Annotated in this window: 25 protein-coding genes; 12 read left to right on the top strand and 13 right to left on the bottom strand. The window is 61.6% G+C overall.

Annotation, left to right across the window (positions count from 1 at the left end; all coding sequences use genetic code 11):
- Positions 1–5: 5 nt before the first annotated feature.
- Positions 6–1,163, bottom strand: a complete 1,158-nt coding sequence (locus IF189_RS14930) for an efflux RND transporter periplasmic adaptor subunit (RefSeq protein ID WP_192551799.1) — start codon at positions 1,161–1,163, stop codon at positions 6–8.
- 262 nt (positions 1,164–1,425) lie between these two features.
- Here IF189_RS14930 and IF189_RS14925 point away from each other — a divergent pair, with 262 nt between their 5' ends.
- Both IF189_RS14925 and IF189_RS14920 read left to right on the top strand, forming a co-directional pair.
- Positions 1,426–2,127: a response regulator transcription factor gene (locus tag IF189_RS14925; RefSeq protein WP_007960391.1), complete on the top strand. Its 702-nt coding sequence runs from the start codon at positions 1,426–1,428 to the stop codon at positions 2,125–2,127.
- Between the two features lie 4 nt (positions 2,128–2,131).
- Entirely contained in the window at positions 2,132–3,433 is a 1,302-nt protein-coding gene (locus IF189_RS14920) for an ATP-binding protein (protein ID WP_134827045.1), read from the top strand.
- Positions 3,434–3,472: 39 nt separating this feature from the next.
- On the opposite strand, the gene pncA is transcribed toward IF189_RS14920, so the two are convergent.
- From pncA to IF189_RS14900, 4 genes are all read right to left on the bottom strand, one after another.
- The gene (gene pncA, locus IF189_RS14915) at positions 3,473–4,099 is read right to left on the bottom strand and encodes a bifunctional nicotinamidase/pyrazinamidase (protein ID WP_192551798.1); all 627 of its coding nucleotides are present in this window, start codon (positions 4,097–4,099) and stop codon (positions 3,473–3,475) included.
- Positions 4,100–4,150: 51 nt separating this feature from the next.
- Positions 4,151–4,909: an anti-sigma factor family protein gene (locus IF189_RS14910; RefSeq protein ID WP_192551797.1), complete on the bottom strand. Its 759-nt coding sequence runs from the start codon at positions 4,907–4,909 to the stop codon at positions 4,151–4,153.
- Positions 4,906–5,391 (bottom strand): sigma-70 family RNA polymerase sigma factor, encoded by a 486-nt coding sequence (locus tag IF189_RS14905; protein ID WP_192553582.1) that lies wholly within the window; start codon positions 5,389–5,391, stop codon positions 4,906–4,908. The genes IF189_RS14910 and IF189_RS14905 overlap by 4 nt, the downstream gene beginning before the upstream one ends.
- 62 nt (positions 5,392–5,453) lie before the next feature.
- Positions 5,454–5,987, bottom strand: a complete 534-nt coding sequence (locus IF189_RS14900; protein ID WP_192551796.1) for a tetratricopeptide repeat protein — start codon at positions 5,985–5,987, stop codon at positions 5,454–5,456.
- Between the two features lie 157 nt (positions 5,988–6,144).
- On the opposite strand from IF189_RS14900, the gene IF189_RS14895 reads away from it, so the two are divergent.
- The 3 genes from IF189_RS14895 (at position 6,145) to nudC (ending at position 8,650) form a co-directional block, all read left to right on the top strand.
- Positions 6,145–6,918 (top strand): class I SAM-dependent methyltransferase, encoded by a 774-nt coding sequence (locus tag IF189_RS14895; protein ID WP_318780482.1) that lies wholly within the window; start codon positions 6,145–6,147, stop codon positions 6,916–6,918.
- A gap of 82 nt (positions 6,919–7,000) precedes the next feature.
- On the top strand, positions 7,001–7,813 hold the full coding sequence (locus IF189_RS14890; protein ID WP_134827040.1) for a crotonase/enoyl-CoA hydratase family protein: 813 nt from the start codon (positions 7,001–7,003) through the stop codon (positions 7,811–7,813).
- 6 nt (positions 7,814–7,819) lie between these two features.
- Positions 7,820–8,650 carry an NAD(+) diphosphatase gene (gene nudC / locus IF189_RS14885; RefSeq protein WP_134827039.1) on the top strand — a complete coding sequence of 277 codons (831 nt, stop codon included), beginning with the start codon at positions 7,820–7,822 and terminating at the stop codon, positions 8,648–8,650.
- Here the strand turns inward: nudC and IF189_RS14880 are convergent.
- The 4 genes from IF189_RS14880 to IF189_RS14865 form a co-directional block, all read right to left on the bottom strand.
- Positions 8,618–9,397 carry a TSUP family transporter gene (locus IF189_RS14880; protein WP_119428211.1) on the bottom strand — a complete coding sequence of 260 codons (780 nt, stop codon included), beginning with the start codon at positions 9,395–9,397 and terminating at the stop codon, positions 8,618–8,620. The genes nudC and IF189_RS14880 overlap by 33 nt on opposite strands.
- 108 nt (positions 9,398–9,505) lie before the next feature.
- The gene (locus IF189_RS14875; RefSeq protein WP_134827038.1) at positions 9,506–10,027 is read right to left on the bottom strand and encodes a hypothetical protein; all 522 of its coding nucleotides are present in this window, start codon (positions 10,025–10,027) and stop codon (positions 9,506–9,508) included.
- A gap of 212 nt (positions 10,028–10,239) precedes the next feature.
- Entirely contained in the window at positions 10,240–10,719 is a 480-nt protein-coding gene (locus IF189_RS14870) for a DUF1348 family protein (RefSeq protein WP_085709991.1), read from the bottom strand.
- Between the two features lie 52 nt (positions 10,720–10,771).
- The gene (locus IF189_RS14865; protein ID WP_134827037.1) at positions 10,772–11,338 is read right to left on the bottom strand and encodes a TetR/AcrR family transcriptional regulator; all 567 of its coding nucleotides are present in this window, start codon (positions 11,336–11,338) and stop codon (positions 10,772–10,774) included.
- 258 nt (positions 11,339–11,596) lie between these two features.
- On the opposite strand from IF189_RS14865, the gene pssA reads away from it, so the two are divergent.
- Complete coding sequence (gene pssA / locus IF189_RS14860) at positions 11,597–12,940, top strand: CDP-diacylglycerol--serine O-phosphatidyltransferase (protein ID WP_134827036.1); 1,344 nt, start codon at positions 11,597–11,599, stop codon at positions 12,938–12,940.
- A 66-nt stretch (positions 12,941–13,006) separates the two neighbouring features.
- Here the strand turns inward: pssA and efeO (IF189_RS14855) are convergent, their stop codons facing one another.
- The 4 genes from efeO (IF189_RS14855) to efeU are packed head-to-tail and all read right to left on the bottom strand — an operon-like array spanning position 13,007 to position 17,226.
- The gene (gene efeO, locus IF189_RS14855) at positions 13,007–13,831 is read right to left on the bottom strand and encodes an iron uptake system protein EfeO (protein ID WP_134827035.1); all 825 of its coding nucleotides are present in this window, start codon (positions 13,829–13,831) and stop codon (positions 13,007–13,009) included.
- 22 nt (positions 13,832–13,853) lie between these two features.
- Positions 13,854–15,152 carry an iron uptake transporter deferrochelatase/peroxidase subunit gene (gene efeB, locus IF189_RS14850; protein WP_119428205.1) on the bottom strand — a complete coding sequence of 433 codons (1,299 nt, stop codon included), beginning with the start codon at positions 15,150–15,152 and terminating at the stop codon, positions 13,854–13,856.
- A 17-nt stretch (positions 15,153–15,169) separates the two neighbouring features.
- Complete coding sequence (gene efeO, locus IF189_RS14845) at positions 15,170–16,369, bottom strand: iron uptake system protein EfeO (RefSeq protein ID WP_134827034.1); 1,200 nt, start codon at positions 16,367–16,369, stop codon at positions 15,170–15,172.
- 8 nt (positions 16,370–16,377) lie between these two features.
- Complete coding sequence (gene efeU / locus IF189_RS14840; RefSeq protein ID WP_096821484.1) at positions 16,378–17,226, bottom strand: iron uptake transporter permease EfeU; 849 nt, start codon at positions 17,224–17,226, stop codon at positions 16,378–16,380.
- Positions 17,227–17,445: 219 nt separating this feature from the next.
- Between efeU and IF189_RS14835 the strand changes: the two genes are divergently transcribed.
- The 6 genes from IF189_RS14835 to IF189_RS14810 all read left to right on the top strand — a co-directional run bounded on the left by IF189_RS14835 (position 17,446) and on the right by IF189_RS14810 (position 24,184).
- Positions 17,446–18,462, top strand: coding sequence for an AraC family transcriptional regulator (locus IF189_RS14835; protein ID WP_134827033.1), 1,017 nt, complete (start codon positions 17,446–17,448; stop codon positions 18,460–18,462).
- A gap of 141 nt (positions 18,463–18,603) precedes the next feature.
- Positions 18,604–20,268: an AMP-binding protein gene (locus tag IF189_RS14830; RefSeq protein ID WP_192551794.1), complete on the top strand. Its 1,665-nt coding sequence runs from the start codon at positions 18,604–18,606 to the stop codon at positions 20,266–20,268.
- Positions 20,269–20,283: 15 nt separating this feature from the next.
- A complete protein-coding gene (locus IF189_RS14825) occupies positions 20,284–21,045 on the top strand; it encodes an SDR family NAD(P)-dependent oxidoreductase (RefSeq protein ID WP_169430501.1) in 762 nt (253 codons plus the stop codon).
- A 12-nt stretch (positions 21,046–21,057) separates the two neighbouring features.
- Positions 21,058–22,248 (top strand): acetyl-CoA C-acyltransferase, encoded by a 1,191-nt coding sequence (locus tag IF189_RS14820; RefSeq protein WP_134827030.1) that lies wholly within the window; start codon positions 21,058–21,060, stop codon positions 22,246–22,248.
- 20 nt (positions 22,249–22,268) lie between these two features.
- Positions 22,269–23,396: an acyl-CoA dehydrogenase gene (locus IF189_RS14815; RefSeq protein ID WP_134827029.1), complete on the top strand. Its 1,128-nt coding sequence runs from the start codon at positions 22,269–22,271 to the stop codon at positions 23,394–23,396.
- A 14-nt stretch (positions 23,397–23,410) separates the two neighbouring features.
- Positions 23,411–24,184, top strand: coding sequence for an enoyl-CoA hydratase (locus IF189_RS14810; RefSeq protein WP_134827028.1), 774 nt, complete (start codon positions 23,411–23,413; stop codon positions 24,182–24,184).
- Positions 24,185–24,186 lie beyond the last annotated feature (2 nt).

The raw sequence follows: 24,186 nt of genomic DNA, 5'->3' as shown, positions 1-24,186 counted from the left end.
CCTGCTTACTGACCAGAGGTCTGGGCAAGTGGAAGAGGGGTGTCGTCGATCTGCACGGTTTCGCCGGGGCGTGCGTGCTGCAGGCCTTCGATGACCACGCGGTCGCCGGCCTTCAGGCCACCGGTGACGATCCAGCGGTCGTTCTGCACCGCGCCGAGCTGAACCGGTTGCAGGGCGACGCGCATCTGATCGTCAACGGTCAGCACTTGCGCCACACCGGCGCTGTCGCGTTGCACCGCACGTTGCGGCACGGTGAGGCCATGCTGAATCACGCCTTGTTCAAGACGCACGCGAACGTAGCTGCCGGGCAGCAGATCGAGATCCGGGTTGGGGAATTCGCTGCGCAGAACGATCTGCCCGGTGCCCGGATCGACCGTGATGTCGCTGAACAGCAACTTGCCCGGCAGCGGATAGAGGCTGCCGTCATCCTGAATCAGCGTGGCCTTGACCTGATCCTGACCGACCTGCTGCAACTGGCCGGAACGGAAGGCCCGGCGCAACTCATTCAGTTCACGGGTCGACTGGGTGAGGTCGGCGTGGATCGGGTTCAGTTGCTGGATCAGCGCCATGGGCGTGGTTTCGCTCTGGCCGACCAGTGCACCTTCGGTTACCAGTGCACGACCGACGCGACCGGAGATCGGCGCGGTGACGGTGGCATAGCCAAGATTCAGCTTCGCACGCTCGACGGCAGCCTTGTTGGCGGCGACGTCGGCGGCGGTTTGCCGGGCATTGGCGCGGGCGTTGTCGTAGTCCTGAGCGCTGATGGCCTTGTCATCGATCAACTGTGCGTAGCGCTGTTCCTGCAGTTTTGCCTGAAACGCATTGGCTTCGGCTTTACGCAGGGCAGCTTCGGCGCTGTCCAGGTCAGCCTTGAATGGCGCCGGATCGATGCGGAACAGCACGTCGCCCTTTTTTACGTCGCTGCCTTCGCGATAGGTGCGTTGCAGCACGACGCCGGCCACTCGGGCGCGGACTTCGGCGATGCGTGGCGCGGCAATGCGCCCGCTCAGTTCGCTGCTGATCGACAGGGGGCGTGCCTCAAGGGTTTCGACCCGCACGGTGGCCGGCGGCGCCTGTTCCTCTGTGCTCGAGGATTTACCACAGGCACTCAGCGTCAGCGCCAATGCGATCAGGCCGAGCCCGGCCAGCAGATTCTTCGACATGTACAACCCCCAATATTGATCTGCGCATCCTACGGACAGTCGCCGAGGGTAGCGGTGAAGCTTTGTAGGCGCTGTGTGAAATTGTGTAAGGGTTTTGCTCAGGGACGAGTGAGGGCGTATATCCTTTACGCCTTGAAATTTATTGCGACAGATAAAGCATCGCGAGCAGGCTCGCTCCCACATTTGGAATTCAGTCCCTTGTGGGAGCGAGCCTGCTCGCGATAGCGGATGATGAGTCGCCACAGCACTTTCTGGATCATCAATGCCCAACATCCTCCTGGTCGAAGACGACACCGCCCTCGCCGAACTGATCTCCAGCTATCTCGAGCGCAACGGCTATTCCGTCAGCGTGATCGGCCGCGGCGACCATGTGCGCGAACGGGCGCGGCTCAATCCGCCGGATCTGGTGATTCTCGACCTGATGCTGCCGGGCCTCGACGGGTTGCAGGTGTGTCGCCTGTTGCGCGCCGATTCGGCGACGCTGCCGATCCTGATGCTCACCGCCCGCGATGACAGCCACGATCAGGTGCTCGGCCTGGAAATGGGCGCCGACGATTACGTCACCAAACCCTGCGAGCCGCGGGTCCTGCTGGCCCGAGTGCGCACATTGTTGCGCCGCAGCAGCCTCGGCGAACCGATGACCGCCAACGACCGCATCCTGATGGGCAATCTGTGCATTGACCTGTCGGAGCGCACCGTGACCTGGCGCGAACAACCGGTCGAGCTGTCCAGCGGCGAATACAACCTGCTGGTGGTGCTGGCCCGTCACGCCGGCGAAGTGCTGAGCCGCGACCAGATCCTGCAGCGCTTGCGCGGCATAGAGTTCAACGGCACCGATCGCTCGGTGGATGTGGCGATTTCCAAGCTGCGACGCAAGTTCGACGACCACGCGGGCGAAGCGCGCAAGATCAAGACCGTGTGGGGCAAGGGTTATCTGTTCAGCCGTTCCGAGTGGGAATGCTGAGTCGATGTTCAGAATCCTGTTTCGCCTTTATCTGGTAACGATCGTTTCCTACAGCGCGGCAATCTATCTGGTGCCGGATCTGGTGGTGATGGCGTTCAGGGATCGCTTCGTGACTTACAACCTCGACTATTCCCGGGGCCTGCAATCGCTGATCACCAAGCAGTTTCGCGCGGTGCCGCAGGATCAGTGGCCGGCGGTTGCCGCGTCGATGGACAAGGACTTCCAGCCGCTGCACATCGTCCTCGCTCGTATCGATAACGCTGATTTCACCCGGATTGAACAAGAGCGCCTGCGTCGTGGTGAAAACGTGGTGCGCATCGGCGACTGGGGCTGGCGAACGCTGGCGGTGACACCGTTGAACGGGGAGATCGCCGTGCAAATGGTGGTGCCGCCGGATCCGATGGATGTGAACTTGCTGTACTGGAGCATCAACGTCCTGATCGGTGCGAGTTTGCTGGCGTGCCTGTTGTTGTGGCTGCGTCCGCACTGGCGTGATCTTGAACGCCTGAAGGGCACCGCCGAGCGTTTCGGCAAGGGCCATTTGAGCGAACGTACGCAAATCGGTTCGAGTTCGAACATTGGCAGCCTGGCCAATGTGTTCGACACCATGGCCGGCGATATCGAAAACCTGCTCAATCAGCAGCGTGATCTGCTCAACGCGGTGTCTCACGAACTGCGCACGCCACTGACCCGACTGGACTTCGGTCTGGCGCTGGCGCTGTCCGATGATTTGCCGCAAACCAGTCGTGAACGCCTGCAAGGTCTGGTCGCACACATTCGCGAACTCGATGAGCTGGTGCTGGAGCTGCTGTCTTACAGTCGCCTGCAAAACCCGGCGCGTTTGCCGGAGCAGGTCGAAGTGTCGCTGGACGAGTTCATCGACAGCATTCTGGGCAGCGTCGACGAAGAGCTTGAGTCCCCGGAAATCGTTATCGATGTGTTGTTGCACAATCAGCTGGAACGTTTTTCCCTTGATCCGCGCCTGACCGCCCGTGCAATTCAGAACCTTTTGCGCAACGCCATGCGTTACTGCGAAAAACGCATTCAGATCGGTGTCCAGGTCTGCCCGAAGGGCTGTGAAATCTGGGTGGATGACGACGGCATCGGCATTCCGGAAGACGAGCGGGAGCGGATTTTCGAGCCGTTCTATCGACTGGATCGCAGCCGTGACCGGGCAACTGGCGGGTTTGGCCTGGGACTGGCCATCAGCCGTCGGGCGCTGGAAGCGCAGGGCGGGACGTTGACGGTGGAAGGTTCGCCGTTGGGTGGAGCGCGCTTCAGGCTTTGGTTGCCGACCCCGGTTTGATTCGATCGCTCCCGCGCATGGCGTGGGAGCGATCCGTGATCAGAGCAACTCAGTGGATTGAATCAACCCGACCCCGGCCACCTGCATCCGCTCGATGGCCGATGCCAGCGAGCCGTTCATGTCGATTGCCCGGCACGCATCCAGCACCACAAACGTATTGAACCCCGCCGCCCGTGCATCCAGCGCGGAAAACATCACGCAGAAATCCAGCGCCAGGCCGACCATGTACACCGTGTCGATGCCGCGTTCCTTCAGATAACCCGCCAGCCCCGTAGTGGTCGCCCGGTCCGCTTCCAGAAACGCCGAATAGCTGTCGATGTCCGGATTGCAGCCCTTGCGGATGATCAGTTGAGCGTGGGGCAGATTGAGTCCCGAATGAAAATCGGCGCCGCGTGAGCCCTGAATGCAGTGATCCGGCCACAGGGTTTGCTCGCCGTACGGCAATTGAATCACGTCGTAAGGCTGGCGGCCGGGATGGCTTGACGCAAATGAAGCATGACCCGCCGGGTGCCAGTCCTGGGCAATGACCACTTGCTTGAACTGTTCGGCGAGTCGGTTGATCAGCGGAACGATCCGGTCACCCTCGGGCACGGCCAGTTGGCCGCCGGGAATGAAGTCGTTCTGGACGTCGATGACCAGCAATGCAGTGCGCAGTGAAATCGTCATGTAAGGGTTCCTCCCTGGATAATCACTGGCCAAGCATAGTGACAGGCAGGCTCATGTGCTCAGCCGCTCTTTAAACATTTTCGCCAGACCTTCCAGTTCGGCGGCCGGGTTATGCCCGATCAGCATCCAGGCATGCTCGCGTTCGGTCCAGTAGACCACGTTCATCCCGTGCCGACGTTCATGGGCCAGTGCCTGGCTGCCGCTGTTGGAACGCGTGACGCACAGCGCCAGCGGGCCGTGGGCGGCGTCGAGCCAGGTCATCTGCGCAATCGGCACACCGTCGTATTCGAGCAGTTGCGCACGTTTGAACTGCGCACCGGGCAGTTTCAGCTTCGCGGGCGACAAGTTCAGGCCCAGTCGAGCGTCAACCGTGCGCAGCTGCGCCAGTTGCGAGGCTTCGTCGGTGGCCAGATGTTCAAGGGTTTGCGGTACATACAACGCCATGTAATCGCCCACCAGCTCGCGCCAGCCATGCGATTTCTGCGCTTGCCAGCCGAGGAACAAACGGTCGGCCGCGACGCCCGCGAGCACCATGCCCGCTGCTGCCGCGCCGATGAACCAGCGCCGGCTGAATCCGGGCCGTTGCGGGGAGGGTGCGGCATCCAGTCGGGCTTGCAGGCGATCGAGCGGTGCCTGTCGGGCCAGTTCGTCGTAGGCATCGCGATAGGGCAGGTTGCTGCGGCTCAGCCACTGCACACGCAGGTTGAGCAGCGGATCGTCGGCGATGAGGTTGTCGAGCTGGCTGCGTTGTTCGCGGTCCAGTTCATCGTCCAGATACGCCACCAGTTGCTCGTCGGAAGGCGTATTCATTGCCGGTCTCCTGCGGGGGGGTTCGGTACCGCATGCAGCGGCGGGTATTCGGCCAGTTTCAGGCGGGCGGTGGCGAGGCGACTCATGACCGTGCCGATCGGCACTTGCAGGATCTCGGCGACTTCGCGATAGGACAGACCTTCGACATAAGCCAGGTACACCGTTTCACGCTGGGTTTCCGGCAGCGCATCGACGCGGCGGATCACCTGCGCCGCCATGACGTGGGTCTGTGCGGCGTATTCGCCGTCGAATGTCAGCTGGCTGTCGGCGTCCACCACGCCCTGGCCCTGGCGCACCCGGCGGGCGCGCACTTCATTGAGCCAGATCGAATGCAGAATGCTCAGCAGCCAGCGATCCATGCGCGTGCCGGCCACGTACTGGCCCGAACGTTCAAGCGCCCGTACGCAGGTGGCTTGCACCAGATCCTCGGCCACGTGCCGGTTGCGCGACAGCAGCAAGCCGTAGCGCCACAGGCGCGCCAGGTGTTGTCCGAGTTCGGCTCTGAAGGCCTGATCGCTGAAAATGTTCGCCTCCGCGTGTCGTGTCAGGTTTTCGATGAATCGTTGATGGCTTCGGCCAGGTCCCGGTATTCCTCGCAGGTCGTGCCGCAAATCTTCTGGATATGCTGCAACTGTTCCTGCGCCAGATCGACGCGACCCTTGATGACATAAGCCTCGCCCAGGTATTCGCGGACTTGCGCGTACTGCGGATCAAGTTTCACCGATTGCAGGTAATAACCGATGCCTTCGTCGGTGCGCCCCAGCTTGCGCGTGGCGTAACCGCGATAGTTGAGTGCCTTGGCGGTGTTCGGCTGTTTCAGGGTGTCGAGCAAGGCCAGGGCTTCTTCATAGCGACCGTCCTTCGCAAGACGATAGGCGTAGTCGGTGCGGTCGGCGTCCGGTACCAGGCTGCTGGTCTGCGTCACGCATTTCTGCGTTTTGCTGTCGTACACCTGGCCTTTCGGGCAGTTGGGTTTCTGCACCGGCTCGTCTTCATCACCGTGGGCCAGGGCCAAAGGGCTGGACAACATGGCGGCCATCAGCAACGGGGCGGCGAACATAACGGAACGGATAGTCATGGGCAAGGCTCCATAGTGGGTCATGTTTCACGTTGAACACCGCAAGGTGAAGTTTTATTCATTGCTTTGTCAGGTGCCATTCAAGGAAAGCGCAAAGTCGCGGGCTATGCTCGTGTCGTCTGTCGTCAATCCGCCGTTCTACTCCGGGAGTTGCGCCATGAAAGATCAGGTTCATCACTCCGCTGCCGCCGGTTACAAGACCGCAGCGGAAACCTACGTCAAAGGCCGGCCGGACTATCCGCCGGCGGTCACCGAATGGCTGACGGCAACCCTGGACCTGGATGGCCACAAGACGGTTATCGACCTCGGCGCCGGCACCGGCAAGTTCACCGGACGACTGGTGGCGACCGGTGCCCAGGTGATTGCCGTGGAGCCGGTGGCGCAGATGCTGGCAAAACTGTCTGCCAACTGGCCCGACGTGTTGGCCGTCAGCGCCATGGCGACCGATTTGCCATTGCCCGACGCCTCGGTGGATGCCGTGGTCTGCGCCCAGGCCTTTCACTGGTTCGCCAGCACCGAGGCGCTGGACGAAATCGCCCGGGTACTCAAGCCCGGCGGCAAGCTCGGGCTGATCTGGAACCTGCGCGATATCAAGGTCGGCTGGGTGCCCAAGCTCGACGCAATCGTCAACGCCCTGGAAGGCGACACGCCGCGCTATTACACCGGTGCCTGGCGCAAGGTGTTTCCGCACCCGGCGTTCGGGCCGTTGCAGGCCGAGCATTTTCACCACGGTCATACCGGCTCGCCGGAGGATGTGATTTTCAACCGGGTGCGATCCACCAGTTTCATCGCGGCGCTGCCGGATGCAGAGCGAGCCCGGATCGATGCCCAGTTGCGGGCGTTGATCGCGTCCGATCCCGAGCTGCGGGGCAGGGATGTGATGACTGTGCCCTACGAGACTGCCGCGTTCGTGGCGGTGAAGGGCGGCTAGAGTCCTGCATTTGGCCGAACCGCCGTTCTGAGGCCTTGATATAGTTCAGGCCTCATTTTCAGACCGGTAAAGGATTTCTGCCATGACTCAATACACCGCCTTCAGCGTCGAACTGGCCGACAACATCGCCCATGTGCAGATCAACCGTCCGGAAAAGATCAACTCGATGAACGCCGCGTTCTGGAGCGAAATCGTCGAGGTGTTCCAGTGGATCGACGACACCGACGAAGTGCGGGCGGTGGTGCTCAGCGGTGCCGGCAAACACTTTTCTTCGGGCATCGACCTGATGATGCTGGCCGGCGTGGCCAATGAGCTGGGCAAGGACGTCGGCCGCAACGCGCGCCTGCTGCGCAAAAAAATCCTGACCCTGCAAGCCTCGTTCAATGCCGTCGACAATTGCCGCAAGCCGGTGCTCGCGGCGATCCAGGGTTATTGCCTGGGCGGTGCCATCGACCTGATCGCGGCCTGCGACATGCGCTACGCCGCCGAAGACGCGCAATTCTCCATCAAGGAAATCGATATCGGCATGGCAGCCGATGTTGGCACTTTGCAACGGTTGCCACGGATCATCGGTGACGGCATGCTGCGTGAGCTGGCTTACACCGGTCGCACCTTTGGCGCCGAAGAGGCGCGCAGCATCGGGCTGGTCAACCGCGTCTACAGCGACAAGGACAGCCTGATCGAAGGCGTGATGGACATTGCCCGGGACATCGCCGGCAAGTCGCCGATCGCGGTCACCGGCACCAAGGAAATGATCAGCTACATGCGCGACCACCGTATCGACGATGGTCTGGAGTACGTTGCCACCTGGAACGCCGCCATGTTGCAATCCACCGACTTGCGCGTGGCCATGGCCGCCCATATGAGCAAACAGAAACCCGAATTTCTGGATTGAGAAACCATGACATCTCGCTGGACCACCGCAGTACTGGACACCGATCAACCGGGCGGCTGGGCCGTCGCGCGCAGCCCCGAGGGTTTTCTGTTCGATGACAACGGCGTGCTGTTCCCCCGGGAATGGCTCAAGCGCCAGGACTTGTCGATCCTCGCCGAGCACGGTATCGGCCACCTCGATGGCGAGCCGGTCTACCTGCTGGAACTGCGCAGCGCCAGCGAGGTGCCGGGCTGCAACTGGAAAGGCTTGCGGGCGTTCATGCTCGACGGCGATCACACGATTTACAAAGTGCTGGGCTATGCAGCGCAGATCGGGACGTGGGCCCGTGAACACCGTTTCTGCGGCAACTGCGGTCAGGCCATGACTCAAGTGCCACGGGAGCGGGCGATGTATTGCCAGCCGTGCGATCTGCGCAGTTATCCGCGGATTTCGCCAAGCATGATCGTGCTGGTGACTCGTGGCGATGAAGTGCTGCTGGCGCGCTCACCGCGTTTTGTCACCGGGGTCTATAGCACGCTGGCCGGGTTTGCCGAGCCGGGAGAGTCGGCCGAGGATTGCCTGATTCGCGAAGTGCGCGAGGAAGTGAAGATCGAAGTGAAGAACATCCAGTACATGGGCAGCCAGTGCTGGCCGTTCCCGCATTCGATGATGCTGGGCTTCCATGCCGAATACGCCGGCGGCGAGATTGTCTGTCAGGAAGACGAGATCGAAGACGCCCAGTGGTTCAACGTGCACGATCTGCCGCCGTTGCCGGCGTCCAAATCGATTGCACGTTACCTGATCGACGTCTACGTGGCGCGGCGCTTAGGCCACGCTGAACCAGTGCTGCCAGGCTAGACGCACGGTCAACCCCAGCACCACGGTGATGAACACCGGACGAATGAACTTGGCGCCACCGCTGATCGCGGTGCGCGCCCCGAAGAACGCGCCGACCATCACCGACAGGCCCATGCTCAGGCCGATGATCCAGTCCACCTGCCCGGAAAACACGAACACCGACAGCGCCGCAATGTTGCTGACGAAGTTCATGCTGCGCGCTACACCGCTGGCCTTGACCAGATCGATCGGGTAGAGCAGCAGGCTGCTGACGGTCCAGAACGCGCCAGTGCCCGGGCCGGCCACGCCGTCGTAGAAACCAAGGCTGAAACCCTGGCTCGATTGCCACTTCTTCTTGATCGGTGCGTCGCTGTCCAGCGGCGCTTTCGGCGTGCCGCCAAACAACAGGTACAGGCCGCAGGCGAAGACGATTACCGGCAGCATCTTGTTCAGCCATTCCGCCGGCAGATAGTGGGCGACGATGGCGCCGGTCAGCGCGCCGACCAGGGTGCCGATGATCGCGTGCATCCACTGCCGTGGGTGAAACAGCTTGCGCCGGTAGAAGGTGAAACTGGCGGTGGCCGAACCGAAGGTCGAACTCAACTTGTTGGTGCCCAGCACCAGATGCGGCGGCAGACCGGCGGTGAGCAGCGCAGGCGTGGTCAACAGCCCGCCACCGCCGGCGATGGCGTCGATGAATCCGGCAATGAAAGCGACAAGGGCCAGAACGGCCAGGGTAGTGAGGTCAACGCTGAGTTCGAAAGGCATGGAATCGGCTTATTTCGGCAGGGCAGGAACGGGCGGTCATCATAGCCGTAACCCCCGTTCATCGCGACTGTGATCCTTATCGATCAAGTGGTGCCTGAATGTAAGTCGCTACATCGTCGAGAACCAGACATTGTCAATGAAATACGGCCCTTTGTTTCCAAAGAAATCGTTGGTAATGGCGAAGTGAACACTTAACCACTCGTAACCGGGCTGGATAGTGCCTTTGAGCGTCAGCGTTCTTGTTTGCGAATCGACATAGCGCACTTCGGGCCATACTTCATGCTCACCAGTGTTGCGATTGGTTGCCCAAAGCGTGTAGTAGATGTGCGCGTGAAACAGAGGATTGGGGGTTTTGTCGAGGACTGGGAGGTGAATTCGTCGATCCTTGGTGTCTTGCAACGGGGCGGCATCGAGGGCTTGGACCTGAAAACTGAAAGTGAACTCTCCCGATTGAGTTCGAAAGGTCTCTGTTGCCAGACTCTGACCCTGGTTTCTACCACCGACCAAGCGTGCGGCATAGTTACCGTTGTGGCGTTCGACGGATAAAGGTGTGTCGTAACCTTGTGGAATCCATTTGCTGAAATCACCGGTACTGAAATCACCATTTGGAACCATGTTTTTCTGGGTCATATCAGTCGCTCACTGTCATGGGTAGAAGAGAGGCCGTTAATTCGGCCAAATCTGCCTGCATGGCAATGATTTGATAGATCTTCTTTGGCCGCTACTGTCATTACTGACAGTCCATTAGTACCTTTTGCGATAAAAGCGACTGACTTCTGTTTCTGAGGAAAAGCATTAAGTGGAAGCATCCGTGCTTCCACCAGAAGTAGCGAGGTCCGCGGTTACAGACCCAGCTCCGACAACCCCGGATGATCATCCGGGCGCCGGCCCAGCGGCCAGTGGAACTTGCGTTCGCTTTCCTTGATCGGCATGTCGTTGATGCAGGCGTAACGCTGGAACATCAGGCCATGCTCGTCGAACTCCCAGTTCTCGTTGCCGTAGGAACGGAACCAGTTGCCCGAGTCGTCGTGCCATTCGTAGGCGTAGCGCACGGCGATGCGGGTGTCGGAGTAGGCCCAGAGTTCCTTGATCAGGCGGTAATCCAGTTCCTTGGCCCATTTGCGGGTCAGGAAGGCCTTGGCTTCTTCGCGGTTGTTGGCGAATTCGGCGCGGTTGCGCCATTTGGTGTCCAGGGTGTAGGCCAGCGACACGCGCTGCGGGTCGCGGGAGTTCCAGCCATCCTCGGCCAGGCGAACTTTTTCAATGGCCGATTCACGGTTGAAGGGTGGCAATGGCGGACGCACTTCGGCTGCAGTAGACATATTTGTCTCCCGATCAAATTAACGATTAACCAACTTGTCGCTTATTGAGGCTTTACAGGTCCAATAACTTTCGCGCCATGCATTGCGCATTATCGGCGGCACTGTGATCACCCATCACAAGCGCTACGGTAATGGCGCCGTCAATCAGGATCAGCAACTGTCTGGCCAGCAGTTGAGGGTCCTCGGCACCATGTTCGGTACACAGCTCGCACAGGTAGTCGAGCAGCTTCTGTTTGTGGTCTTTGGCGACCAGGCGCACCGGATCCTCTGGATCGCCGGTCTCGCCGCTGGTATTGATGAAGGCGCAGCCCCGGAAGCCTTCCGAGGCGAACCAGCCCTTGAGCACGGTAAACAGGTTGAGCAGGCGATCGGCCGGGGTTTCAGCCTGATCGACGGCGCTTCTGTACCAGTGCATCCAGCGTACGTCGCGGCGTTGCAGGGCGGCGACGGTCAGCTCCTCCTTGTTGGCGAAGTAGCGGTAGATACTTTTTCTGGAGACACCGGCGGTTTTCACCAGAAGATCCATGCCGGTGGCCGCGATGCCACTCTTGTAGATCAACTTTTCGGTGACATCCAGAATGATGTCGCGGGTCGTGTCGTTGCTGTTGGTTTCGTTCATGTGGCGAACAGTAGAACGATCGTTCTCCTTGGTCAAATGTTTTTTATTTATTGTTCCCACGCTCTGCGTGGGAATGCCTCAAGGGACGCTCCGCGTTCCAGCTCTGGAAGGGACGCGGAGCGTCTCGGGCTGCATTCCCACGCAGAGCGTGGGAACGATCATAAAAGGAGCGTGGGAACGATCAATCAGGCGGGAAGACCCGAAGGAGTTGATGGTGTAAGCTCTCGGGTTCTTCGGATTCGACCCATTGCGAGCCCTATGCCGTTGCTTTTCAAACGCTCTCTGCTGCCCAAGTTGCGCAGCTTTCCGCTGACCGCCGAGGCCGTGACCATTCTGTCCGGCGCCGCCGAGTTCCGTCGTTGCCTGCTGGAGAAAATCGCCCAGGCGACCCAGCGCATCTACCTCGTCGCGCTCTATCTGCAAAACGACGAAGCCGGTCAGGAAATCCTCGATGCCTTGCACGCCGCGAAACTCAAGCGCCCCGAGCTTGAAATCGTTGTGGTCGTTGACTGGCTGCGCGCCCAGCGTGGCTTGATCGGTGCCGGCAAGCAGCCGGGCAACGCCGCCTGGTATCAGGAAATGACCCGTACCCACCAGAGCGTGGTGCCGGTCTACGGCGTGCCGGTGCAGACCCGTGAGCTGTTCGGCGTGCTGCACTTGAAAGGTTTCGTGATCGACGATTGCGTGGTCTACAGCGGCGCCAGCCTGAACAACGTGTACCTGCACAAGTTCGACAAGTACCGCTTCGACCGCTATCACGTGTTGCAGAGCCGTGAACTGGCCGACTCGATGCACCATCTGGTCAAGCACGGCCTGATCGAATCGAAAGCGGTGCATCGCCTCGACCTGCCGCACCTGCCGACCACCCGCAGCCTGCGCAACGACATCGGCGACCTGCGCAGCCGTCTCAAGTACGCGGCGTACGACACCAGCGCCGGCAGTACGGCGCATACCGGCCTGTCGGTCAACCCGTTGCTCGGCGTGGGCAAGAACAACCCGCTGAACCGGGTGATTCTGGAGCTGATCGCCAGCGCCCAGAAGCAACTGACCATCTGCACGCCGTACTTCAACCTGCCGCTGGGGGTGATCCGCGAGATCAACCGGGCGCTGGCCCGTGGCGTGAAGATCGACATCGTGGTCGGCGACAAGACCGCCAACGACTTCTACATTCCGCCGAGCGAGCCGTTCAAGGTGATCGCCGCGCTGCCGTATCTCTACGAGATCAGCCTGCGCCGTTTCGCCAAGCGTCATCAGCGCAACATCGACAGCGGCCAGTTGAACCTGCACCTGTGGCGTGAGGGCGACAACAGCTATCACCTCAAGGGCATGTGGATCGACCAGCGCTATACGCTGCTGACCGGCAACAACCTCAACCCGCGGGCGTTCCGTCTCGATCTGGAAAACGCGCTGCTGATCGACGACCCGAAAGGCGAGTGGCTGGAGCCACGTCGTCTGGAGCTGGAAAACATCTTCGAACACACCACGCGGATCGAACGTTTCCAGGATCTGGAAGCCTTGCCGGACTACCCGGCGGGCGTGGCCAAGTTCCTCAAACGCGTGAGCCGGGTGCGGGTCGAACGGTTGCTGTACCGGATTCTGTAACGTCGGAAAACAAAAAATCCCCCGAACGCGCAAAACGCGTCCGGGGGATTTTTTTATGCGCGGATCTCAGTTCAGACCGAGCTTGCCACGCAACGTCGACAGGTCTTCCGCCAGGGTATTAACCGGACCCACCAGCGCCTTGCGGTCGTTGTCCTTCACTTTGTCATAGGTCTCGAAACCACCATCCTTGGTCTTGTACTTGGCCAGGATCTTGTCCACGGTGGCGAAGTTTTTGTCGACTTTGGCCACGAAGGCCTTGTCCTGCTTCTCGATCTGCGGACGGAACAGGTCGACGATTTTCTTCGCGCCGTCGATGTTGCCCTGGAAGTCATAGAGGTCGGTGTGGCTGTAGCGGTCTTCCTCACCGGAGATCTTGGTGGCGGCGACTTCTTCCAGCAGGGCGGCAGCACCACCGACGACTTTTTCAGGCGGGAAGGTCAGGCCGGCGACACGGGTCTGCAGGTCCTGCACGTCTTTATCCAGTTTGTCGGCCAGATCGTTCAGGCCCTGGGTGCTCTTCTCCGAGAACAGCGAGTACTCGAGGCGGTGGAAACCGGTGAAATCTTCAGCCTTCACGCCTTTTTCATGGTCGTCGACGCGGGAGTCGATGGACGCATCGAGGTCACTGAACAGCTCGGCAATCGGCTCGATCGACTCGTAGTAGACGCGGGTCGGTGCATAGAGCTTTTGCGCAGTGGCCAGATCACCCTTTTTCACAGCGTCGGTGAATTGCCTGGTGTGGGTGCCCAACTGGTCCAGTTGCTCGGTGACGTAGATCTTGTAGTCCGAAACCGGCCCGACCAGATCCAGCGGTGCGGTCGCCGCGAACGCCGACAGCGGAGTGTTGAGTAGACCAAGGGTCAGCAATAACGCGATGGGCGTCTTTTTCATTGGGGGCGGCTCCTGTTGAATGCTATGCAGTTGTTTTTGGTTGGGTAGCGTTGAGCAGCGAGCGACCGATGAAATCCTTGTCGCCCGTAACACCCGGCAGGGTGAAGAAGTAACCGCCGCCGACCGGCTTGAGGTATTCCTCCAGCGGTTCGCCGTTGAGGCGGGTCTGTACGGTGATGAAGCCTTTTTCCAGGTCGGCCTGGTAGCAGATGAACAGCAGGCCCATGTCGAGCTGGCCGTTCTTGTTCACACCGTTGGAGTAGTTGAACGGCCGGCGCAGGATCAGGTTGGCCTGGCTCGCAGCAGTGCGTGGGTTGGCCAGGCGGATGTGCGCGTCGAGCTTGGTCAGCTTGCCTTCCGGGTCCTTGCTGTAGTCCGGGACTTCGGTCTCATGGCTGGCGCCCATCGGCGCGCCGGTGGTCTTGACCCGGCCGATGATGCTTTCCTGTTCCTGTAACGGCGTGCGGTCCCAGCGTTCGACGAAGTTGCGGATGATCCGCACCGCCTGATAACTGCCGTGGGCCGCCCAGGCCGGTTCGTCGCTGCCCGGTTGCACCCAGACGATGCGGTCCATGGCCTTGCCATCGTTGGAGTCCGGGTTCGCCGAACCGTCGCGGAAACCCAGGAAGTTACGCGCCGATTGCGCCGGCACACCGGGTTTGGCCGGGGCTTGCGGCGGCACGCTGCCTTCCTGTTTCCAGCGCACCAGCAGCAGGTCCGGCAGGTTCTTCACGATGTCGCGCAGGGCGTGGATGTTGGTGTCGGCGGTGTTGGAGCAGAACTGCAGGCTCAGATCGCCGTGGCAGCAATCGGCTTCCAGCGCGTCGTTGGGGAAGCCGACCATGCGGATCAGGCGCTTGGGCTTGGCGGCGGCGAGGCCGAAACGCTCGTCGAACAGCGATTCGCCCACCGACACGGTGATGGTCAGGTTGTCCGGGGTGACCACCGGGCCAAGGATGCCGGAGTCCGGCGGCGGCAATTTCGGATCGATCTGCGCGACAGGGCCGCCCTTCATCAGGAACGCGATGCGCTCGTTGAGGGTGCGGAACAGGCGTTCGAGGTCTTCGCGGTCGCTGGCCAGCACATCGAACGACACCAGCATGCCGGATGCCGGGCGCGGGGTGACGATGCCGGTCTGGTGCACGCCGTGAAAGTCGTGATGATCCTGGGTCTTGTCGCTGCTCGGCGCTTCGGTGACTTGTGCAGGCGCAGCGGCCATGGCCGGACAGCTCAGGGCGGTGCCGGCCAGAGCGACGCCGGCGGCGCCCATGCCCATCAGTACGCGACGGCGTTGCAGGTTGAAGTGTTCGGAATCGTTCATCGGTATTCGTCTTCTACTTACAGGCCGGAGAGGCCGAGGGCGGGATCAATGGCGTCGAGGGCGTCGGCCAGAGCCTTGGCCTTGTCGGCGATCTGTTTGCGTTGTTCACCGCTGACGGTGTCGTAACTCGCGTAGCCGTCCTTGACCTTGAAGCCGTTCAGGGTGTTGTCGAAGTCAGTCAGCGCGCTGTCGATTTTCGGCAGCAGGTCGGCGGCGGATTTCGTCAGCAGGGGTCGCAGCAGTTCGACGACTTTGTGCGCCGTCTCCAGATTCGCTGCGAAGCCGTTGAGGTCGCCGTGGCTGTAGCGCTCCTCTTCGCCGCTGGCGGCGCGCACGTCGGCCAGGGTGTTGAGGTTGCGCACGAGGATTTCCACCAGTTGCTCCGGCGGCAGCGATTGGGCCAACAGCTGCTGTTTCAGCGTGGTGACGTCGCCCAGCAGGCGTTCGGCAATCGGCGACAAACCGTCGAGGTTGCGTTGCTGGAACAGCGCGTACTCGATGCGATGGAAGCCGACGAAGGCCGGATCCTGCTCGCGTTTCTCGAAGTAATCGGCGCGGGCGTTGATGCTGTTGTCCAGCTCGGCCAGGCGTTGCGCGGCCGGGGCCAGACGCTGATACGCCGCGCGGGCCGGCAGGTACGCCGCTTGCGCCTGGGCCAGATCGCCGCTGGTGATCGCTTGATTGAGTGCGGTGACAGCTCTGATCAGCGCGCTGCCCTGGGTGGCCAGATAAACCCGGAACTCTGACAGAGGCCCGACGAAAGCGACCATCGACGGCTTGGCCTTGGCGGCGGCATCCGAGGCAGCGGTCGGCGTCACGTGCAGCACGCCGCGCGGATTGCTCAGCAGGCCGCAGGTGATGGCGTAATCGCCGGGTTGCAGGTTGGCGTTGATCACCTGGCTCAGGCCCGGTGCGATGTTTTCGCGTTCTTCGATCACCAGAACGCCATCGAGGATTTCCCATTCCACCGCCCGGTCGGAGCGGTTGACGATGCGGAAGCTTGCGCGCCCGGCGGGTACGCTCAGCTCGTTGGGTTCGCAACTGCCGGGGTGGATGTTGACCACCACTTCGTCATGGTTGTGCTGACGCTTGGCCGCAGCCATTTTCGAGGCGTAGTAGAACAGGCCACCGGCGGCGATCATCACGACCACCGAACCGGCCACCGCCCAGCGCAAGGCGCGGGGAGGGGATGCCTGGGGAGTATTAGGCTTTGACATGGAGGCCCTTATTGGCTGGAAGCGGAATTCGAAGCGGCGGCTTTGGGCGCAGGCGCGGAGGCCGGATAGAAGAACATCACCAGCGCCACCACCAGATAGATCAGGTACGCGCCGAGGGTGCTGACGGTCGGCGCATCCTGATAACCGAACATGCCGGCCAGCACCGAGCCCAACGGGCCGTCCATCGGCAACGTCGCGCTGAAGTCGAAGAGCACGGTTTGCAGGTGATTCCAGACGCCGGCTTCATGCAGCGCCTGCACCGAGTTGGAGAGAATCCCGGCGGCGACCACGAGGATGAACAACCCGGTCCAGCGGAAGAATGCCGAGAGATTCAGGCGCATGCTGCCGCTGTAGATCAGGAAGCCGACGACGATGGCCAGGATCAGGCCGAGCAGGGCGCCAATCGGCGCGCCGGGGCCTTCGCTCTGCTGGAACACGGCGAGCAGGAAGAACACCGTTTCCAGGCCTTCTCGGGCGACGGCGAAAAACACCATGGCGATCAGCGCGATGACCTGATGCTTCGATGCGGTCAGCGCATGGTCGAGGGACGCTTGCAGCGAATGCTTGATCGAACGCGCCACCTTGCGCATCCAGAACACCATGGAACTGAGAATGCCCACGGCGACGAGGCCGACCACGCCTTCGAACAGTTCTTGCTGCTTCTGCGGAAATTCGGCGCTGACCAGTTCCAGGCCACCGCCCACCAACAAGGCCAGCGCAGCGGCGAGAAACACGCCGATCCACACTGCCGGCATCCATTGGCCACGACCGGTTTGTTGCAGGTAGCTGGCGATAATGCCAACGATCAGTGCGGCTTCAATGCCTTCACGCAGCATGATCAGAAAAGGAACGAGCATTCGGCATCCACTGTGTCACGAAATGAGGTTACAAGTTGTAACATAATGAAAGTCATTCTCACATGTCAGCAATTGACATTTACCTGAACGGTAGCTGAACAGGCTTGAAGATCAACCATTCTCAAATGTGTCACGGGCGTTCCGGATGAAGCGAGCCGTGTCCGGGCTGCTGCGTTAAGATGCCAGCCACTCGAACAACAACAGGATTTGCCTCGATCCATGTCGGAAAAAGACACCATCGCCATTCAACTGGTGCGCGAAGCACTGCAGCAAAGTTGTGCCCCGGGCGTGGCCACGGAAGAAGTCTTGAACAAGGTCGGCGTCGATCCGGCGCTGCTGCTCACCGATGACGCCCGCGTCCCGGCCAGTCAGTACGCGCGGTTGTGGCGACTGCTGGCGCGGCGCGGCGATGACGAGTTCTTTGGCATGGACCCGCGCAAGCTGAAATCCGGCAGCCTGGAGTTCCTCTGCCGCAGCGCGATGGCCCAGCCGAATCTGGCTGCGGGATTGAGTACCGGTCTGAATTTCCTGTCGCTGATGCTTGAGCGCATGCCGGCGCAACTGGTGCATCAGCAAAGTCTGGCGGAGATCGTGCTGCTGGAGGACGACCCCGAGCCGAGCCGCGCCTTCACCTATTTCACTTACTGGATGATCGTCCACGGCGTGGCGTGCTGGCTGGCGGGGCGGCGAATTCCAATCCTCGCCATCGAGCTGCGCTGCCCGGCGCCGGAGTTCTGTGATGACTACCGGGTGATGTTCTCGGAAAACCTGCGCTTCGACCGGCCACGCACGCGGATGATCTTCGCGGCCGACGTGCTGGATCTGCCGATCAAGCGCAGCGCCGAGGAATTGAAACGCTTTCTGGCCCATGCCCCGGCCAACATTCTGGTGAAGTACCGCGACCCGGAAAGCCTCGCCAGCCGGATCAAGCAGGATCTGCGGCAGCTGCCTGCCGAACTGTGGCCGGAGACCGAGGCCCAGGCCCAGCAGTTGTGCATGTCGGCCTCGACCCTGCGTCGGCGTCTGGCGGAAGAAGGGCAGACTTATCAGGGCCTCAAGGACAGCGTGCGCAAGGAACTGGCGATCACCTGGCTGGCGGAGCCTTCGATCAGCTTTGCCGACATCGCCACGCGCCTGGGGTTTGCCGATGCGAGCTCGTTCTACAAGGCGTTTCGCAAGTGGTCCGGGACGAATCCGGGGCACTATCGCAGCCTGATCCTCAACGAAGCGGTCTGATCCTCGAATCGACGCAAACCTTGGCCAAACCAGTCATCCACTTTGAAGGCTTTGGCCATTGCCGCAGCCGGCGTGCGGCGCGAGTATTCCTCTGATGTTTACGGTTCCCCGACCTAATAAAAACACAGAGGGATTCTGGCAATGCGCGATTACTTGTCTGCCACCGAACAGTTCAATTATCAGCACACCGTGGACGCCGCACTCAGCGGCTCGCTCGAGGCGCTCAACGCCTGCGTCGAATGTTGTGACCGCCACGCCTTGCCGGGGCGCATCGCGCTATTCTGGGAAGGTCGGGATGGCGCCAGTGCGTCTTACACCTTCAGCGATCTGCAGGACAAAGCCGCGCGATTCGCCAATTTCCTGCTCGCCCAGGGTGTGCAGAAGGGCGACAAGGTCGCCGGTCTGCTGCCGCGCAATATCGAATTGCTGATCACCGTGTTCGCCACCTGGCGCATCGGCGCGGTGTATCAACCGCTGTTTACCGCGTTCGGCCCCAAAGCCCTCGAACATCGCCTCAACAGCTCCGGCGCCAAAGTCGTGGTGACCGATGCCGTCAACCGGCCGAAGCTCAGCGAAGTCGCCGATTGCCCGACGCTGGTCACCGTCGGCGGCGCGAAAGGCCAAGGCATCGTCCGGGGTGATTTCAGTTTCTGGGCTGAGCTGCCCAATCATTCCCGTGTCTGTGAACCGGTGATGCTGACCGGCGAAGACCCGTTCCTGCTGATGTTCACCTCGGGCACCACCGGCCCGTCGAAAGCGCTGTCGGTGCCGCTCAAGGCTGTCGTCGCATTCCAGAGCTACACCCGCGATGCCGTGGATCTGCGTCCCGAAGATGCATTCTGGAACGTCGCCGATCCGGGCTGGGCCTACGGCATTTATTTCGGCGTCACCGGCCCGTTGTCGATGGGCCATCCGATCACCTTCTACGATGGCCCGTTCACCCTTGAAAGCACCTGTCGGGTGATCAACAAATACGGGATCACCAACCTCACCGGTTCGCCCACGGCCTACCGCCTGCTGATTGCCGGCGGTGACGAGTTCGCCAAATCGATCAAGGGCAAACTGCGCATCGTCAGCAGCGCCGGCGAGCCGTTGAACCCGGAGGTGATCCGCTGGTTTGCCGACAACCTCGGCGTAGTCATTCATGACCACTACGGCCAGACCGAACTGGGCATGGTCCTGTGCAACCACCACGGCCTGGAACACCCGATCCACCTCGGCGCCGCCGGTTTTGCTTCGCCGGGCCATCGCATCGTGGTGCTCGACGACCAATACAACGAACTCGGCATCGGCCAGCCCGGGATTCTCGCCATCGACCGCACACAGTCGCCGATGTGCTGGTTCGCCGGTTACGAAGGCGCACCGACCAAGGCCTTCGTCGGCGATTACTACCTGAGCGGTGACACCGTGGAGTGGAACCCGGACGGCAGCATCAGCTTTGTCGGCCGCAGCGATGACGTGATCACCACTTCCGGCTACCGGGTCGGCCCGTTCGACGTGGAAAGCGCGCTGATCGAGCACCCGGCGGTGGTCGAAGCAGCGGTGGTCGGCAAGCCTGATCCGGAGCGCACTGAACTGGTGAAAGCCTTTGTCGTGCTCAACCCGCAATACCGCGCCGAACCGGCGCTGGCCGAAGAACTGCGGCAACACGTGCGCAAGCGCCTGGCCGCGCATTCATACCCCCGTGAAATCGAATTTGTCAGCGAGTTGCCGAAAACCCCGAGCGGCAAATTGCAGCGCTTTATCTTGCGCAACCAGGAAATCGCCAAGGTTCAAGAGGCCGCGGCGCACAACGTTTCAGCTTGAATCAGGAAGTCAGTCATGCAGATCGAGAACAAGGTTTTTATCGTCACCGGCGGCGCGTCCGGCCTGGGTGCCGCCACCGCTGAATTGCTGGTGAGCGCCGGCGCCAAAGTGATGCTGGTGGACATGAACGCCGAAGCTGTTGCCGCTCAGGCCCAGCGCCTCGGTGCGCAGAGCGTAGTGGCCGATATCAGCAACGAAGCCGCCGCCGAAGCCGCCGTACAGGCGACCGTCAAAGCCTTCGGCAGCCTGAATGGTCTGGTGAACTGCGCCGGCATCGTTCGCGGCGAGAAGATCCTCGGCAAGAACGGCCCGCACGCGCTGGCGAGCTTCGCCCAGGTAATCAACGTCAATCTGATCGGCAGCTTCAACATGCTGCGCCTCGCAGCGGCAGCGATTGCCGAAAGCGAAGCCAACGCCGACGGCGAACGTGGCGTGATCATCAATACCGCGTCGGTCGCTGCGTTTGACGGCCAGATCGGTCAGGCCGCGTATTCCGCCTCCAAAGGCGCCATCGCCAGCCTGACCCTGCCTGCCGCCCGCGAACTGGCGCGCTTCGGCATCCGCGTGATGACCATCGCTCCGGGCATTTTCGAAACCCCGATGATGGCCGGCATGACCCCGGAAGTGCGCGACTCGCTGGCCGCCGGCGTGCCGTTCCCGCCACGCTTGGGCAAACCGGCCGAGTACGCCGCGCTGGTGCGGCATATCATTGAAAACAGCATGCTCAACGGCGAGGTGATCCGTCTCGACGGTGCCTTGCGCATGGCCGCCAAATAAGGAGGATTTCTCATGACCATCTCCAACGATCCGATTGTCATTGTCAGTGCCGTTCGTACCCCGATGGGTGGTTTTCAGGGCGAACTGAAAAGCCTGACTGCGCCGCAACTCGGCGCGGCTGCTATCAAAGCTGCGGTTGAGCGTGCCGGTGTCGCCGCCTATGCGGTCGATGAAGTGTTGTTCGGCTGCGTACTGCCAGCCGGTCTCGGCCAGGCACCTGCGCGTCAGGCTGCACTGGGCGCCGGGCTGGATAAATCCACCCGCTGCACCACCGTCAACAAGATGTGCGGCTCGGGCATGGAAACTACGATTCTGGCCCACGACATGCTGCTGGCCGGCAGCGCCGATGTGGTGATCGCCGGCGGCATGGAAAGTATGTCCAATTCGCCGTACCTGCTGGATCGCGCCCGTGCCGGTTACCGTATGGGCCACGGCCGGGTGCTGGACTCGATGTTCCTCGACGGCCTCGAAGACGCCTACGACAAGGGCCGTCTGATGGGCACCTTCGCCGAAGACTGCGCTGAAACCAACGACTTCAGCCGCGAAGCCCAGGACGCCTTTGCCATCGCCTCGACCACCCGCGCCCAGCAGGCGATCAAGGACGGCAGCTTCATAGACGAAATCGTTCCGCTGACCGTGACCGTCGGCAAAGAGCAAGTGGTGATCAGCAACGACGAGCAGCCGCCAAAAGCCAAACTGGACAAGATCGCTTCGCTGAAACCGGCGTTCCGCGAGGGCGGCACCGTGACCGCAGCCAACTCCAGCTCGATCTCCGACGGCGCCGCCGCACTGGTGCTGATGCGTCAGTCGCAAGCGCAGAAACAGGGGCTGAAACCGCTGGCGGTGATTCACGGCCACGCTGCCTTCGCTGACACCCCGGGCCTGTTCCCGGTGGCACCGATTGGCGCGATCAAGAAGCTGATGAAGAAAACCGGCTGGTCGCTGGATCAGGTCGATCTGTTCGAGGTCAATGAAGCCTTTGCCGTGGTCGGCATGGCGGCGATGACCCACCTGGAAATCCCCCACAGCAAACTGAACATCCATGGCGGCGCCTGCGCTCTGGGCCATCCGATCGGTGCCTCCGGCGCGCGGATTCTGGTGACCTTGCTCTCGGCCCTGCGCCAGAAAGGCCTGAAACGCGGCGTCGCGGCGATCTGCATCGGCGGCGGCGAAGCCACGGCGATGGCGGTTGAGTGCGTCTGAACCCGAGTTAAGGATTTTCCATGATTCCCAATGACGACCAACAACAAATCCGCGACATGGCCCGGCAGTTTGCCGAGGAACGGCTGAAACCGTTCGCCGCCGAGTGGGATCGCGAACACCGCTTCCCGAAAGAAGCCATCGGCGAAATGGCCGGGCTGGGCTTCTTCGGCATGCTGGTGCCGGAGCAGTGGGGCGGTTGCGACACCGGTTACCTGGCCTACGCCATGGCCCTGGAAGAAATCGCCGCCGGGGACGGCGCCTGCTCGACGATCATGAGCGTGCACAACTCGGTGGGTTGCGTGCCGATCCTCAAGTTCGGCAACGACGACCAGCGCGAACGTTTCCTCAAACCGCTGGCCAGCGGCGAGATGCTCGGTGCCTTCGCGTTGACCGAACCCCAGGCCGGCTCCGACGCCAGCAGCCTGAAAACCCGCGCACGGCGGGAAGGCGATCACTACGTGCTCAACGGTTGCAAACAGTTCATCACCTCCGGGCAGAACGCCGGGATCGTGATCGTGTTTGCGGTCACCGACCCGAGCGCCGGCAAACGCGGGATCACAGCGTTCATCGTGCCGACCGACTCGCCGGGCTACAAAGTCGCTCGCGTCGAAGACAAGCTCGGCCAGCACGCCTCGGACACCTGCCAGATCCTGTTCGAAGACGTGAAAGTGCCGGTGGCCAACCGCTTGGGCGAGGAGGGCGAGGGCTACAAGATCGCCTTGGCCAACCTGGAAGGCGGCCGCGTCGGCATCGCTTCGCAATCGGTGGGCATGGCCCGCGCTGCGTTCGAAGCGGCCCGTGATTACGCCCGCGAGCGTGACACCTTCGGCAAACCGATCATCGAGCATCAGGCCGTGGCGTTCCGTCTGGCGGACATGGCCACCCAGATCGCCGTGGCGCGGCAGATGGTGCATTACGCCGCCGCTCTGCGCGACAGCGGTCAGCCGGCGCTGGTGGAAGCGTCGATGGCCAAGCTGTTCGCCTCGGAAATGGCCGAGAAGGTCTGCTCCATGGCCTTGCAAACCCTGGGCGGTTACGGTTACCTCAACGACTTCCCGCTGGAGCGCATCTACCGCGACGTGCGGGTCTGCCAGATCTACGAAGGCACCAGCGACATTCAGCGCATGGTCATTTCGCGCAATCTTTGAGAAGGAATCTGCACATGAGTTACGAAACGATTTTGCTGGAAACCCATGGCCGCGTCGGCGTCATCACCCTGAACCGCCCGCAGGCGCTGAATGCCCTGAACGCGCAACTGGTCAGCGAAGTGAACCGCGCCCTTGATGGCCTGGAAGCCGATGCGAACATTGGTTGCATCGTCATCACCGGCTCGAAGAAAGCCTTCGCTGCCGGCGCCGACATCAAGGAAATGGCCGAGCTGACCTACCCGCAGATCTACATGGACGACCTTTTCAGCGACAGCGACCGCGTGGCCAACCGCCGCAAGCCGATCATCGCGGCGGTCAACGGTTTTGCCCTCGGTGGCGGCTGTGAACTGGCGCTGATGTGCGACTTCATCCTGGCCGGTGACAACGCCAAATTCGGCCAGCCGGAAATCAACCTCGGCGTACTGCCGGGCATGGGCGGCACCCAGCGCCTGACCCGCGCCGTGGGCAAGGCCAAGGCCATGGAAATGTGCCTGAGCGGGCGTTTGATCGACGCGGTGGAAGCCGAGCGTTGCGGCATCGTTGCGCGTATCGTGCCGAGCGACGAGTTGCTGGATGAAGCGCTGAAAGTCGCGGCGGTGATCGCCAGCAAATCGCTGCCGATTGCAATGATGGTCAAGGAAAGCGTCAACCGCGCCTTTGAAGTGAACCTGACCGAAGGCGTGCGCTTCGAGCGCCGGGTGTTCCATGCGGCGTTTGCGACGCAGGATCAGAAGGAAGGGATGGCGGCGTTTGTGGCGAAGCGGTCGCCGGAGTTCCAAGGCAAGTAATG

The sequence above is a fragment of the Pseudomonas sp. IzPS59 genome (assembly GCF_014863505.1).
GTDB lineage: Bacteria > Pseudomonadota > Gammaproteobacteria > Pseudomonadales > Pseudomonadaceae > Aquipseudomonas > Aquipseudomonas kribbensis.
This window is presented reverse-complemented; position numbering and strand designations above follow the sequence as displayed.

Excerpts from the sequence above, each read along its gene's own strand:
- IF189_RS14930 (WP_192551799.1), bottom strand. The coding sequence starts at position 1,163 with ATGTCGAAGAATCTGCTGGCCGGGCTCGGCCTGATCGCATTGGCGCTG.
- IF189_RS14925 (WP_007960391.1), top strand. The coding sequence starts at position 1,426 with ATGCCCAACATCCTCCTGGTCGAAGACGACACCGCCCTCGCCGAACTG.
- IF189_RS14920 (WP_134827045.1), top strand. The coding sequence starts at position 2,132 with ATGTTCAGAATCCTGTTTCGCCTTTATCTGGTAACGATCGTTTCCTAC.
- pncA (WP_192551798.1), bottom strand. The coding sequence starts at position 4,099 with ATGACGATTTCACTGCGCACTGCATTGCTGGTCATCGACGTCCAGAAC.
- IF189_RS14910 (WP_192551797.1), bottom strand. The coding sequence starts at position 4,909 with ATGAATACGCCTTCCGACGAGCAACTGGTGGCGTATCTGGACGATGAA.
- IF189_RS14900 (WP_192551796.1), bottom strand. The coding sequence starts at position 5,987 with ATGACTATCCGTTCCGTTATGTTCGCCGCCCCGTTGCTGATGGCCGCC.
- IF189_RS14895 (WP_318780482.1), top strand. The coding sequence starts at position 6,145 with ATGAAAGATCAGGTTCATCACTCCGCTGCCGCCGGTTACAAGACCGCA.
- IF189_RS14890 (WP_134827040.1), top strand. The coding sequence starts at position 7,001 with ATGACTCAATACACCGCCTTCAGCGTCGAACTGGCCGACAACATCGCC.
- nudC (WP_134827039.1), top strand. The coding sequence starts at position 7,820 with ATGACATCTCGCTGGACCACCGCAGTACTGGACACCGATCAACCGGGC.
- IF189_RS14880 (WP_119428211.1), bottom strand. The coding sequence starts at position 9,397 with ATGCCTTTCGAACTCAGCGTTGACCTCACTACCCTGGCCGTTCTGGCC.
- IF189_RS14875 (WP_134827038.1), bottom strand. The coding sequence starts at position 10,027 with ATGACCCAGAAAAACATGGTTCCAAATGGTGATTTCAGTACCGGTGAT.
- IF189_RS14870 (WP_085709991.1), bottom strand. The coding sequence starts at position 10,719 with ATGTCTACTGCAGCCGAAGTGCGTCCGCCATTGCCACCCTTCAACCGT.
- IF189_RS14865 (WP_134827037.1), bottom strand. The coding sequence starts at position 11,338 with ATGAACGAAACCAACAGCAACGACACGACCCGCGACATCATTCTGGAT.
- pssA (WP_134827036.1), top strand. The coding sequence starts at position 11,597 with ATGCCGTTGCTTTTCAAACGCTCTCTGCTGCCCAAGTTGCGCAGCTTT.
- efeO (WP_134827035.1), bottom strand. The coding sequence starts at position 13,831 with ATGAAAAAGACGCCCATCGCGTTATTGCTGACCCTTGGTCTACTCAAC.
- efeB (WP_119428205.1), bottom strand. The coding sequence starts at position 15,152 with ATGAACGATTCCGAACACTTCAACCTGCAACGCCGTCGCGTACTGATG.
- efeO (WP_134827034.1), bottom strand. The coding sequence starts at position 16,369 with ATGTCAAAGCCTAATACTCCCCAGGCATCCCCTCCCCGCGCCTTGCGC.
- efeU (WP_096821484.1), bottom strand. The coding sequence starts at position 17,226 with ATGCTCGTTCCTTTTCTGATCATGCTGCGTGAAGGCATTGAAGCCGCA.
- IF189_RS14835 (WP_134827033.1), top strand. The coding sequence starts at position 17,446 with ATGTCGGAAAAAGACACCATCGCCATTCAACTGGTGCGCGAAGCACTG.
- IF189_RS14830 (WP_192551794.1), top strand. The coding sequence starts at position 18,604 with ATGCGCGATTACTTGTCTGCCACCGAACAGTTCAATTATCAGCACACC.
- IF189_RS14825 (WP_169430501.1), top strand. The coding sequence starts at position 20,284 with ATGCAGATCGAGAACAAGGTTTTTATCGTCACCGGCGGCGCGTCCGGC.
- IF189_RS14820 (WP_134827030.1), top strand. The coding sequence starts at position 21,058 with ATGACCATCTCCAACGATCCGATTGTCATTGTCAGTGCCGTTCGTACC.
- IF189_RS14815 (WP_134827029.1), top strand. The coding sequence starts at position 22,269 with ATGATTCCCAATGACGACCAACAACAAATCCGCGACATGGCCCGGCAG.
- IF189_RS14810 (WP_134827028.1), top strand. The coding sequence starts at position 23,411 with ATGAGTTACGAAACGATTTTGCTGGAAACCCATGGCCGCGTCGGCGTC.